The sequence below is a fragment of the Bacillus sp. AP8 genome (assembly GCF_000321185.1).
Classification (GTDB): Bacteria; Bacillota; Bacilli; order Bacillales; family DSM-1321; genus Bacillus_AD; species Bacillus_AD massilioanorexius.
Window position 1 is genome coordinate 67,979 of sequence record NZ_CAPG01000036.1, and the last position, 13,460, is coordinate 81,438.

The window sequence follows — 13,460 nt, forward strand, 5'->3', positions numbered from 1 at the left end:
TATGGAGAAAAAGTCTTCTCCATACCTTTTTTATATTTATTATATTATTGTTTTACAGGTACAAGCTTTGTTAACCAATTTTGTAGCTTCCCAAATAACAAAACAAATACAATGGCCACTAAAATACCTTTTATTATATTAAATGGTAAAATCCCTGTAGCTATTAGTTGTTTAGCGTCACCGAAGTTTAAATTCATAAATAGTGCATAAGCTGGCAGAATGAAAAAGTAATTCATAATCGACATAAATACTGCCATGAAAACTGTAGCTACGCTTAAACCAATAATCAAACCTTTTTTAGAGCTGATTTTTTTGTAAATGTAGTATGTTGGCAATACATATGCAATACCCGCAATAAAATTCGCTATATGTCCAATAGGGACACCTGATTCACTTCCAGTCATTGCATAATCTAAAATATTTTTTAACAGTTCAATCGTAATACCAGCTATAGGGCCAAAAACAATCGCTCCAATAGCCGCTGGAATATCACTGAAGTCTACTGTTAAAAACGGTGGGAACCCTGGGAATGGAAAACTGAGTAGCGAAAGAATATACGCTATTCCACTAAACATCCCAATTGCTACAAATTTTCTTAAATTTCCTTGCTTCATTTCAATCTCTCCTTCTTTTGTGAGATCTACTCCACGAAAAGAGGATTGGTTCTGACAATGGCATTAAAAAACCCCTTAGCAAATACGCTAAAGGGAGAAAAATTCCAAGGTCAAATAAACGTTTATTGTAGCTATTATAAAAATAGAACAAACGCTCGAACCTCCACCTTCTCCCATCCAGACTGTACTGTCGGCTTTGGAATCACACCAAATCCTGCTGCAAAAATCACAGCTCGCGGGCTTAGAAAAACATCTTCATCACCGCCGGTCGGGAATTTCACCCTGCCCCGAAGATAGATCTATTTAATTTATACCTAAATTATATCGGAAAAGTTTAAGGAAGTGAAGAAAAATTACTTATTTCATAATTTTTTAACATTATTTCATAATTAATTTTTTGTAAGCGCTTAGCAAATTGACAGTTCTTGCAATGTTTTGTAGAATAAGCGATAATTTAATAAATATTTAAAATTTTATAAAATTAATTAGGATGGTGTTATTGGTGTATAAAATATTAGTAGCTGATGCGATTAAACCTGAAGGGCTTACTCCTCTTCTAAACGCTTCTGGAATTGAATTAATTCAAGAAACAGTTGAAGAAGCAGCTGACAAACTACATGAAATTGAAGCCATTTTAGTACGAAGTGCTACTAAGGTATCAGAAGAATTGATGAACAAAATGCCTAACTTAAAGATTGTTGCTCGTGCTGGAGTTGGAGTTGATAATGTAGATATACCGGCAGCTACTAAAAGGGGTATAGTTGTTGTTAACGCTCCAGATGGAAATACCATTTCAACTGCTGAGCATACTTTTGCCATGATGGCTTCATTAATGAGACATATCCCTCAAGCTTGCGCTTCATTAAAAAATGGCGAATGGAAACGTTCTTCGTTTTCAGGTACTGAGTTGAACGGTAAAACACTAGGTATTGTTGGTATGGGAAGAATTGGAGGGGAAATTACCAAAAGAGCTAAAGCATTTGGTATGAATGTTCTTGTATATGATCCTTTCCTAACAGCAGAAAGAGCGAAGCAAATGAACGTTGTTGCATTACCATTAGATGAACTAGTGGAAAAAGTTGATATTATTACAGTTCATACACCATTAACAAAAGAAACCAAAGGACTTATCAATAAAGATCGTCTATTGAAAGCTAAAAAAGGACTTTACGTTCTTAACTGTGCTCGTGGAGGTATCATTGATGAAGATGCACTTTACGAGAGTATTGTAGAAGGTCATGTTGCAGGTGCTGCATTAGATGTATTTGTTGAAGAGCCAGCAACTAGTAACAGATTACTTGAATTAGATCAAGTAATCGCAACACCACATTTAGGTGCTTCAACGAAGGAAGCTCAACTAAATGTCGCTACACAAGTAGCTCAAGAAGTATTAACGTTTTTAAATGGAAATCCAGTGTCAAACTCTATTAATCTACCAGCGATTTCTAAAGAAGTTTTCGAAAAGATCCAACCATTTTATAGTTTAGCGAAACAATTAGGTAGTGTGTCTTCTCAATGTATGAAAGAAGGAGTCCGTGAAATATCTGTTACCTATGCAGGTAATGTACTTGAATTTGATAGTAGCCTTCTTACGAAAGCTCTATTATCAGGATTTCTAAATTCAAGAATTGATCAGCCTGTGAATGAAGTTAACGCAATGTTAGTTGCTAAAGAACTAGGTATTACAACAGGTGAAAAGATTTCTCAAAACACTTCTGGTTATAGTAATACAATCACTGTTAGTGTGAAAGGCGATAATCGTCAACTCGAAGTAAAAGGTACGTACATCGACCATTATGGCCCACGTATTGTAAGTCTTAATAACTTCGATATCGATTTCACTCCTGAAGGAGACTTCCTTTATATCCAACATACTGACCGTCCTGGTGTTATTGGACGAGTTGGTAAAATTCTAGGAGACAACAGCATTAATATCGCTACTATGCAGGTAGGTCGTAAACAAGTTGGTGGAGAAGCCATTATGGTATTATCATTCGATAAGCCACTTTCAGATGAAATGTATGATGCTATGCTGGCATTAGATGATATTTCTTTTATGTATCGTATTTCCTTATAATGAATCTTATATTGGGAGTCCTATTATAGGATTCCCTTTTTCTCTTCATTTAAGAGAAAAATATCCCCAATATCAATCTAAATACTCCTCTATGACTTTTTGTTTATTCATTTGCACCATACTGATCGTCACATTTTTTTTCACAGAAAGCTTTTGATCTATAAAAATAAGATCTGAAGTTAGCTGATTATTTTCTTTTAAAAACTCTACCGTTACACCGTACCTTTTGCCTATTTCCCATAAAGTGTCGCCTTTTTTAACGGTATAATACCCTTGTATCACCTCTCCCTTATTGTCATTTGCATGAGATACAACTTCTACCACCTTCTGATCTACTCGATTGTTTTTATTTTCGGATACTTCAACACTACGCTGTTCTCCTAAGACAATTAGTGGATTTATGGCATTTTCTTTATTGACGGTCCAATGGTTTTTATGAACTTCAAAATGCAAATGAACCCCTCTAGAATTACCTGTATTGCCCATCTTCCCAATAACCTGTCCTTTTCTAACATGTTCACCTTCATTTACTAATCTACTGTTTAAGTGAGCATAAACGGTTTCATAACCTTCTGGTCCATGATCTATAAAGATTACATTTCCATAACTACTTGATAAATAAGATTTACTTACAACACCATCACTAACAGCCATAATATTCGTATGTAAAGCATTCGCTATATCGGTTCCTTTATGTTTTCCATTTCGAGCACCAAAATGATCTGTAATACTCCCTTTCGTTGGCCAAATCCATCCTTCAGGTAGACCACTCGCAGCTGCTCTACTATGTGTGCCACCTAAAAACATAATTCCAATGCAAACTGCTATAATTAATACAATTAGTATTCGTTTTCCATAATCAAGCATATTAATCCTCCTATTGACATTGTTTTCATATTTTATGTGGACTAGCCTGACTGTAGAACTGTATTAAAAGAAAATCTTTCCTCCTTTAACAGTCACTTTATCTAGACTTCACTATCCAATAATAATTTATGCATTTAATAAAGGATAAAAATATGTTTGCATACTGTATACTCAGAAAATGCTTATTACGGAGTTTTTTTATTTATATAAACTTTTCATGACTATTATCAAGGAGTTGGTATGACTGATTCTACTCAAGGATGCTAGCTTTCCGCTAGGGCCGGCGAGAGCCTTATCAGCACTTATCCGTCCGTTATAGCCTTTGCCTTCCATAGGAATCTGGCGGCAACATTACGTTCAATGATCAACCGCTTTAGCAGCTCATTTTATTCTCCAAACTTATCTATAAATCACTTAGAAAACAGAAAAAATAAACATCATCATAATGAAGAAATCTTATATAGATTGCTTATATATAATGATGTTTATTAGATATGTTTTTATTCAACCAAAATCCAACCGATAGGAATCAATCTATTGTCCGAATTACATTTGGAGCTAATGGAACTGGTAATATTTGATCCAAACGGTATGAACCCACTTCCAATATATTGGCATTTTGAAATAATACTGTCTCATAACCAAATTCTTTTGCTGTTAATAGTATAGCTTCTATCGCTTGAATATACGTTTCATTATTCTCTAACACCGTTCCTGCCGCAAGATAAAGCACTAGTTGACCTTGTTTATCTTCAATCTTCTCAAAAGTCATTGTAGAAGGGATTGCAGCTGTTACATGAAAGCTTTCATCATCCACTCTCATTGCATCCAATGCTTCACTTATCGAAGGATAGCTATTGATTGAAGGTACAAAGAACTGTGGAGAAGTATCATTTAATTGGTACACTAACATAGCATGCTTTGGATTTTTATCTATTACTATTTGCTCTTCAAGTCCATAATCTGCGAACTCAACACCAGCTTTGCCATCTGTTGATAAAGTGATTTTCTCCACCTTATTTTGATATGCAAAACTTCTGCTTAATACATCGATAAATACCCGATCTTGTTGAATATACGGGCTGTTCATTGCAACATCTATATTGACTGATTTATTTTCCGGGATATATTTTAACGAAGCTTGTAAAGGAAAAAAGTCACTCAATCCGTATTCAGTTTCATTAAAAGATGTCGATACTTGCATCATATCCATAAGGTTTTCATCAAAATTTCCCTTTTGAGTTAAAAATGTAACAGGTACAATGTATTGAGACTGTTCGTCAGGAATAGCAACTGTAAAATAACTTTCGTCTGCTAAAGAGTCCGAAAATAATAGAGATGTTTTGGAAGAGGAAGCAGTGGTAAATGGTTTACTTCGATTTATTCCTTTATCATTCGTATACTCTTTCTTTGAAGGCTCATTTGAACGAGCATTATTTTTTACTACTTCTTCTTTATGACTTGCTTCTTTTTTTTCACTTGTAGCTTCTGGTTCATTCATTGTTATATCCATTGATTTCTGGTCTTGCTGATCCTTATTAAACGTTTTTTCTTCATCGAATAGGTAGGAAACGGAAAGAATTGAAAATATAAACAATGCACAAGCAGAAGTAATAATAGGCATCCAGCGAATCTTTCTATTTCTTTTTTGAACACGTCGACTTTGTATTTGCGAGTATATGATGTTAGGATCTCGCTCATCCTTAACTTTTGGCAATTTAGAAAGCAACCATTCAATTTCTTTTTCTTTCTCCTCCGGCTTTCGCATTATAACTTTCCTCCTTTCCTATATTAGATTCTAATATTATCCTTACAGCTTTTAATGCTCGATGTTGAGTTGTCTTCACCTTACTCACAGTCCAACCAAGTATTTCAGCCGTTTCATTAATGGATAATGATTGTATATAACGTAAAATTAATACCATTCTCTGATCAATACTACATTCTTCTAAACTACGATAAATCAATTTCATCTCATCATTTAATTCAGCAATTTCTTCTGGAAGAGGCTGAACATCAGGAATCGTTTCCCTACTCCAATCAAAATTTTCAAAAATTCTTTGCTTCCAACTTTTTTGCTTTCTAAAATGATCTATAGCGGTATTTCTCGCTATCGAATAAAGCCACGTTCGTTCACTACTTTTGGCTTCAAATCGATGATACGAATTTAAAACCTTTATATATACTTCCTGCATCAGATCCTCAGCAGTTTCTCTATTTTTTACTGTATAAAATAAAAACTGAAAAACATCTTGGTGATACTGTTCATACAGCCGTTGAAAAACGGAGTCCATCTAATTCTCCTCCTCCTCCGTTTATTATTTGTCGAAATTCCCTTGTAAAAAGTTACATGATACATTATACAATTTTTACAATTTCTATTGATACAAAGAAAAAGAGTGCCATAAAATCATTATCGTTTTTATGACACTCTCTTTGATTCGATTCAAATGGAAATTCATAGAAGAGATTATGTCTTAAAGCACATCTACATATTAAATTCTATTTTAACTGAATTCTCTCAGTAAAAAAACAGAATTCGTGCTTTAGATATACTTTTTACACAGCAGCTTCTATATATTACACTAATCTACTTGCTAGTTCCCTTTTTGTTTCTCATGTAACAATATTTTTCGTCAATTCTATTTATTTTTATCAACAAAACTCGTATTTTGAGGTATAAGGAATGTAAATGTCGTTCCAACGTTCACAACACTATTTACAAATATCTCTCCACTATGAGCTTTCACAATATTATGAGCAATCGCTAATCCAAGCCCTGTTCCTGACCTTCCTCGAGTTCTTGCTTTATCTGCTTTATAAAAGCGATCAAAAACAAATGGTAAATCCTCTTGTGCAATGCCAACACCAGTATCTTTAACTGATATTACTAGTTGTGATTGATCATTAATATATTCAATCACTGAAATAGTACCGCCATCTGGTGTATGGCGTAATGCATTGTCAATCAAATTCGTAAGTACTTGTTCGATACGATCTCCATCAAACGCCCAGAAAACAGAATAATCATGAATCTCAGAATGGATTTTCACATTTTTCTCTTGTGCTAATCCTGAAAATTTTCCGGTAATTCTATTTATATATGGACCTAATTGAATATTTTCATAATTTAAATTAGTATAACCTGCTTCCATTCTTGCTAAGTCTAATAATTCATTTACTAAGCGACCCATTCGTAAAGACTCATCATTTATTATTCTAGCGATATCTTTTTTCTCTTCAGCAGTCTTCGCAATATCATCAATGATTGCTTCACTATAGCCTAGTAACATACTTATAGGCGTGCGTAATTCATGAGATACATTTGCGATAAAATCATTCCGCATTTTTTCTAGCTTACGATCCTCTGTCATATCCCGAAGTACTGCAACTGCACCACGAATATTTTTATTATTGTATAATGGACTGACAATTATAACCCAATAATGATCTCCTAAATTAATTTCCCCAATTTGTTCTTGCTCTGTTTCAACAGACTGATGAAACAGCTTCATCAATTCCATTGGAGCTTCAGGTGATTGAGCACCTCTCTCCCTCACCTCAGTATACCAAAATTGAAGAAATTGTTCGGCTGGTGGATTTGTTGCTTGAATAGTCCCATCAATATTTATGGTAATAACTCCGTCGGCCATACTGCTTAAAATACTAGATAAATTTTCTTTTTCTTGACTAAGGGCATTCATGTTAAACTTCAATTGTTTACCCATTTGGTTAAAAGCCGTAGCTAATTCCCCAATTTCATCATTAGAAAGTATAGGAACCTTAGTATCAAACTTACCTCTTGCTACCTCAAACGCAGCTTCTCTCATTTTTCGTAAAGGAGCTGTAATCCGTGTCGAAAGAAAGAATGCAAAGATTGTCGTTAAAATAATTGCAACACCCGCTGCCAACAAAATGAACTTCGTTGTCGATTGAGCAGAATCTTTCATTGTCTCTAACGATTGAAACACGAATACAACACCACTCTTACCATGATACGATGTTAATGGTACACCTACTATTTTAACGGATGATGTATGTAACTCTTTTCCAGTCTCCTTAAGATTAAGCTCCTTTGATACAACTTTGCCGTCAGTGAAAACTCGATAAAGATCTTTATCTTTTTTTATAGTGGCAATGGATAATTCAAAATCAGAATTTGACGGTTCAGAAGGAAATATTTGATTTTCTCCTTGAAAAACGAGAATATTTTTCGAATGCCCCAGAAGTTGTGATGATATTTCTAACGTATCATCAGGATCATCATGAATTTCAAGTATATTCACTATCCGATTTGCCGTAAGAAGTAAATCATCTTCTACTTGATGTACATTATAATTCTCGAAAAACTCAAGAAGGAGCACCGTTAAAATTAGCAACACAAATGAAACTAAAAGTAAAATCGTAAACCAAAGCTTACCAACGACACTCCTCAGGAAGATCATTATTCATTCACAACCTCAAATTTATATCCCACTCCCCATACAGTCACAATCATTTTAGCAGCTTCTTCAGAAACACGATTTAACTTTTCTCTTAAGCGTTTCACGTGCGTATCAACCGTTCTTAAATCACCAAAAAATTCATAATGCCATACTTCTTTTAAAAGTTGCTCACGATCAAATACTTTATCTGGTGCTTTAGCTAGGAAATATAATAATTCGTATTCTTTCGGTGTTAAGGAAACCTCTTTCCCATCAGCTGTAACTCTATGAGCATCATTATCAATCGTTAAATGTGGTAAAACGATTACGTCTTTCGTAGTAGTATCAGACTGAACATAATTTGTTTTAGAAGAACGTCTTAATAAAGCTTTTACTCGTAAAACAACTTCACGCGGACTAAATGGTTTTACAATATAATCATCTGTACCGACTTCAAAGCCCTGTACACGATTAATCTCTTCACCTTTTGCTGTTAACATGATAACAGGTGTAGATTTTTTCTCTCTTAATTCTCTACATACTTCTATTCCATCTTTTCCTGGCATCATAATATCTAAAAGAATTAAGTCATAATCATTTGCTGTAGCCTTTAATAAAGCTTCATTTCCATCTTCTGCTTCATCTATTACATATTCTTCTCTTTCAAGGTACATTTTTAGTAATCGACGAATACGCTCCTCATCATCCACTACTAAAATTTTAATTTCGTTCTCCATCTAACTTCCTCCCCTTTTGTACAAACTACAAAATGTTGGTTATAAGTTTCATCAAATTTTGAAGTGCTAAGTAATATAAAAATAATATTTCTATGTATTGAACACTTTTATTATATATAAAAAGTGACAAAATAGAAATAACCTTTATTCACTTCTTACTATATAAAACATATTCATATAAGAAATTATGAATATTATTTCAAAATCTAATTGAGTTTATTATTTTTCTATTAAAATAAAGTGAAATTTAATTTACAATATTATAAACAAAAAACCTTCAACAGTATAAATGGTGAAGGTTTTTTAGAATAGTTGATTTTCGTATTAAGCGTATGAATGAAGACCTGCTATTACTAAGTTTACGAAAATTAAGTTGAACATAATTATTCCAAAACCAATAACTGCTAACCAAGCAGATTTTTCTCCATGCCAACCTTTCGATAATCGTAAATGTAAAAAGGCTGCATAGAAAAGCCATGTTATCAATGCCCATACTTCTTTCGGATCCCATCCCCAGAACCTAGTCCAAGCTATTTGTGCCCAAATCATCGCAAAAATTAATGCACCAAGAGTGAATACTGGAAAACCTATTAAAACCGAGCGGTAACTAATTTCGTCTACTAAATCAAGGCTGATTTTTTTAGCTAATGGTTGCAGGAGCTGACTAACTCTTTTTCTGAAAATAATTCTTATTAATCCGTATATGATTGTTCCTACAAAAAATGACCATACAACAGTGTTTAGTTTAACTGCGTTTATAAAGGCCGGCATTTCAATTAATGGTTCCATTTTACCTGCTGTTAATAATTCACCTTGATGTGGACCAACAAGTGCTGGCAAACGGTACTCTGCTTTTGTTTCCTTGTCATTTTTATCTATCCAATTAAACTCAGCTTTATAGCCATCAATCGAAAAAATCGATGAAATAATAACAAATCCTAAAGTAATGACTAGGAAAAACACCGTAGTTTCTAGCCAGAATGTTTTCTTACTACTTTTTGATTGATCAATAGTTTTGATTAAATAAATAAGACCTGCTGCAAAGCTAATTGCTAAAATAGCTTGGCCTGCTGCAGCAGTTGTAACGTGAATTTGCAACCAATGACTTTGTAATGATGGAACAAGAGGAGTAATCTCTCTTGGAAACATAGCTGCAAAAGCAATAATTAACACTGCAATTGGTAATGTAAAAACCCCTAATATATTTGCTCGATAGATGAAGAAAATAACAATAAATGCTCCAACAAGCATCATCCCAAAAAACGTCGTAAATTCAAATAAATTACTTACTGGTGCATGTCCCGAAGCAATCCATCTTGTAATGAAATAACCGAGTTGTGAAATAAAACCTATGATAGTTAAAATGATACCAATTAACGACCATTTACTTAAGTTTTGCATAGCATCCTTATTTTTGCCTTTAATAGCACCGCCAAAAAATAACGTTGCAACTAAATATAAAATAAACGCTAAAAATAAAAGATTACCGCTAAGTTCAGCCATTAAAATTCCCCCTATTACGAAGATTCGGTCTTCTCTGTCCGGTCTACAGGTTCATTTAAACCCATTCCCTCAATTGTTTTCGAAAGATCCCTTTTTAATCCGTGCCAGTTCTTGTTCGTATGTGCTGCAATCAATATTTGATTACCACGTCTTTGAATCCAAATTCTACGATGATTCCAATAGGCTCCTTGGATTACGCCTACCATGAATATAAAACCACCAACGAACAATATTGGAATTGTTAAATCTTTTCTTACTGTCAAAGCGGTTACATTTTTCGTTTCAACTCCAGCAAAAGCCATTTTATATGTATTATCATTGGATGCTTCTACTGTTTTCTGGATAGCTACGAAACTTACATCACCTTTTGGATTTTCTGGTCCCATCATCTTAAAGACAAATGCTGGATTATTAGGTACAGGTGATTTTGTTTTAGGCTCCCCTTTTTCATCCATTTCAAAATCCGGATAATAATTTACTAGTTCTATAGAATAGTCATTGGCAACTTTATATTTTTTTTCTGGATTATTCAAATCAATGGTAACTAAGCCTAGGTCTTTCCCTGATTTCTTTTCAGTCAGATGGAAAGACATTTTACTTAGCTCATCTAACTTGTATGTAACTTGATATAAAGCGATGCGATCTACCTTTAAGGGCTGGTTCACACGAATAAAATGCTCTTTTACTTTCTTCAATTGTGGCTTTTCACCTGGTATTTGTTTGCCAACTCGTTCATATAAAATGGCATCTGTTTGAAAGTTTTTTGCTACTGATCCGGATTTATCGATCGCTTCTGCAAAGACTTCTTTTTCTTGTTCTTTATCATATACTTCTAATGTAAATTGTTTATTTTCTACAAAATATTTCCCCTTAGTTCCAGGTATCTCCATTGTTTCTCCTTCCCTAACCCAGAGAAGCTTGTCATAATACATACCAGGAACAGAGCGTAAAAGCACTCCTATAAGGAAAATGATTAATCCAATATGATTCACATATGGACCCCAACGAGAAAATCTTGCTTTTTCTGCGAGAATACTATTATTAACTTCTTTCACTTTGTATTTGCGTTCTTTTAAACGAGCCTTAAACGCTTCTAAATCAATCTCTTGATCTTCTACTATTGTTTCACCATATACTCTTTGTCTCTTTAAAAAGCTCTCATTTCGGTCTACTCTTTGTGTTTTTAACGCTCGATATAGAGGAATAAAACGGTCTAAACTACAGATTACTAAAGAAACACCTATAGAGAAAACCAAAGTTCTATACCATAGAGAATCATATAAATTATGGAAACCTAAAGTATAAAAGATTTCTCCTAAAAATCCATATTCTTGTTGATAATAATCTTTTGCAGGTATGGTTGAAGGTATGTACATTTCTTGAGGAAAAATAGTTCCTAACGCTGATGCGATAAGTGTAATAATAATAAGCCAAACTCCGACTTTAACAGACGAAAAAAAATTCCATATTTGATCAATGATTGTTTTTTTATACGTTTGAGATCTCCTTGCTGTCCCCTCGTAGCGCATGTCAACAAGTTGATTATCTTTGTCTTCTGCTAGCAATATTCCACATGATTCACATAAAATCGTTCCGTGTGGATTTACATGCCCGCACTCACATTTCACTTCTTTCATGTTTTAACTCCCCATTGTTTATGGTTTAATTGCTTCCATTAACCCCTTTATTTTATCTTCTGTCAGACTTTCCACTATAATATCCACTAGTTTTCCATCTTGGTCGATTAAATATGTTGCTGGAAGAGTACCAACGCCGTAATATTCCATCACTTCTTTCTTTTTATCTAAGACGATAGGAAATTCCAAGCCGTATTTATTTGCAAAATTTTTCACTGCCAACTCAGTTTCTCCAATATTGACTGCTAAAACTTGTACACCTTTGTCCTTATATTCATTATACTGATTATTTATGTATGGCATTTCTGCTTCACATGGTTTACACCACGTGCCCCAGAAATTTAACAATACCCCTTGCCCTCTGTAATCCGAGAGTCGATGTGTTTCTCCATTTAAATCTGTTAAAACAAAGTCAGGCACTTCTTTGTCAATCTGTACGACTTTATTTTCATCTTTCGTTAATTTAGCATAAAAAGTGTACGCAAGTGCCATCCCTAATACGACAAGAATCACCGTTCTCATGATTAGCCGTCGTTTCTTTGCCCCCATTCTTCTCCCCCTTATTACCAGTTAACCCCATTATATCATTTAACAACATCATGAAATTGTTTACAATAATGAACCTTATGTGAAAATTTTCTATTTTTTACGAATATTTGTAGCTAATACGCGTAATTGTTTAACTTCATGAGGAGTCAATTCTCTTGCATCACCAGGTTTTAAACCTTTCAAAGTAAGGAATGCATACTGTTCTCGTTTAAGTTTCATAACTGGGTGCCCAATTGCTTCAAACATTCTTCTAACCTGTCTATTTCTTCCTTCGTGAATGCCAATTTGAATAATTGCCGTATTTTTCTTTTTATCGGCTGAAATAAACTTAACATTAGCAGGCGCAGTCATTCCATCTTCAAGCTTGATACCTTTCTGTAACTTCTTCAGCTGCTCTCTTAAAGGAATTCCTTTCACTTTGGCGATGTAGATTTTTTCTACTTCATTCTTAGGGTGCATTAATTGATTAGCAAACTCGCCATCATTTGTTAATAACAACAAGCCCGATGTGTCATAATCTAATCGACCAATCGGGTATATTCTTTCTTCTATCATCGGAAAGAAATCCGTAACAACTTTTCGATTTTTATCATCTTGAACAGCTGAAATAACACCTCTAGGTTTATTTAGCATAAAATATACTGGTGCTTCATTTTCTAATGGTACACCATTTACTTCTACTTTATCATTTGGACCAACTTTCGTACCTAAAGTACGAACTACTTGTCCGTTCACTTTAACTTTACCTTCAACTATTAATTCTTCTGCTTTTCTCCTTGAAGCTACTCCAGAGTGTGCAATTACTTTTTGTAATCTTTCCATTATTTATCACCTCTTACATATTACTTGTTGCCAGAAAAATAAACAAGCGATATACAATTATGTCATATTCCTACACAAAAGAAAAAGTTTTCTTTCAAATAAACAAAAAGACAGAATAATCTATCTTTTTTAACGTGTTCGATTGTTCAAAGTAAAGAGTAAAAGATAACGAATTTTTAAGAACAACAAAAAATAAGCTATCTCTTATAGCATTACCTTTTAACCTACCT

11 protein-coding genes and 1 riboswitch are annotated in these 13,460 nt (G+C 33.8%); of the genes, 1 reads left to right on the plus strand and 10 read right to left on the minus strand.

Annotated elements, in window-relative coordinates:
- Positions 1–44: 44 nt before the first annotated feature.
- Complete coding sequence (locus tag BN349_RS09530) at positions 45–614, minus strand: ECF transporter S component (RefSeq protein WP_019242069.1); 570 nt, start codon at positions 612–614, stop codon at positions 45–47.
- Between the two features lie 161 nt (positions 615–775).
- A riboswitch (FMN riboswitch) is annotated at positions 776–913 on the minus strand.
- A gap of 203 nt (positions 914–1,116) precedes the next feature.
- Between BN349_RS09530 and serA the strand changes: the two genes are divergently transcribed.
- Positions 1,117–2,691 carry a phosphoglycerate dehydrogenase gene (serA, locus tag BN349_RS09540; RefSeq protein WP_019242071.1) on the plus strand — a complete coding sequence of 525 codons (1,575 nt, stop codon included), beginning with the start codon at positions 1,117–1,119 and terminating at the stop codon, positions 2,689–2,691.
- 72 nt (positions 2,692–2,763) lie between these two features.
- Here serA and BN349_RS23740 read toward each other — a convergent pair whose 3' ends face one another.
- The 9 genes from BN349_RS23740 to rluB all read right to left on the minus strand — a co-directional run bounded on the left by BN349_RS23740 (position 2,764) and on the right by rluB (position 13,230).
- The gene (locus BN349_RS23740; RefSeq protein WP_019242072.1) at positions 2,764–3,558 is read right to left on the minus strand and encodes a peptidoglycan DD-metalloendopeptidase family protein; all 795 of its coding nucleotides are present in this window, start codon (positions 3,556–3,558) and stop codon (positions 2,764–2,766) included.
- Between the two features lie 529 nt (positions 3,559–4,087).
- The gene (locus tag BN349_RS09550; RefSeq protein WP_019242073.1) at positions 4,088–5,326 is read right to left on the minus strand and encodes a hypothetical protein; all 1,239 of its coding nucleotides are present in this window, start codon (positions 5,324–5,326) and stop codon (positions 4,088–4,090) included.
- Positions 5,292–5,852, minus strand: a complete 561-nt coding sequence (sigX, locus tag BN349_RS09555) for an RNA polymerase sigma factor SigX (RefSeq protein WP_019242074.1) — start codon at positions 5,850–5,852, stop codon at positions 5,292–5,294. Before sigX ends, BN349_RS09550 begins: the two co-directional genes overlap by 35 nt.
- A 348-nt stretch (positions 5,853–6,200) precedes the next feature.
- Positions 6,201–8,003, minus strand: a complete 1,803-nt coding sequence (locus BN349_RS09560) for an ATP-binding protein (RefSeq protein ID WP_019242075.1) — start codon at positions 8,001–8,003, stop codon at positions 6,201–6,203.
- Entirely contained in the window at positions 8,003–8,719 is a 717-nt protein-coding gene (locus BN349_RS09565) for a response regulator transcription factor (RefSeq protein WP_019242076.1), read from the minus strand. The genes BN349_RS09560 and BN349_RS09565 overlap by 1 nt, the downstream gene beginning before the upstream one ends.
- A gap of 324 nt (positions 8,720–9,043) precedes the next feature.
- Positions 9,044–10,222, minus strand: coding sequence for a c-type cytochrome biogenesis protein CcsB (ccsB, locus tag BN349_RS09570; RefSeq protein WP_019242077.1), 1,179 nt, complete (start codon positions 10,220–10,222; stop codon positions 9,044–9,046).
- A 14-nt stretch (positions 10,223–10,236) separates the two neighbouring features.
- The gene (gene resB, locus BN349_RS09575; protein ID WP_019242078.1) at positions 10,237–11,859 is read right to left on the minus strand and encodes a cytochrome c biogenesis protein ResB; all 1,623 of its coding nucleotides are present in this window, start codon (positions 11,857–11,859) and stop codon (positions 10,237–10,239) included.
- 18 nt (positions 11,860–11,877) lie between these two features.
- The gene (gene resA, locus BN349_RS09580) at positions 11,878–12,408 is read right to left on the minus strand and encodes a thiol-disulfide oxidoreductase ResA (RefSeq protein WP_019242079.1); all 531 of its coding nucleotides are present in this window, start codon (positions 12,406–12,408) and stop codon (positions 11,878–11,880) included.
- Between the two features lie 90 nt (positions 12,409–12,498).
- Positions 12,499–13,230, minus strand: a complete 732-nt coding sequence (rluB, locus tag BN349_RS09585; RefSeq protein WP_019242080.1) for a 23S rRNA pseudouridine(2605) synthase RluB — start codon at positions 13,228–13,230, stop codon at positions 12,499–12,501.
- Positions 13,231–13,460: the final 230 nt, after the last annotated feature.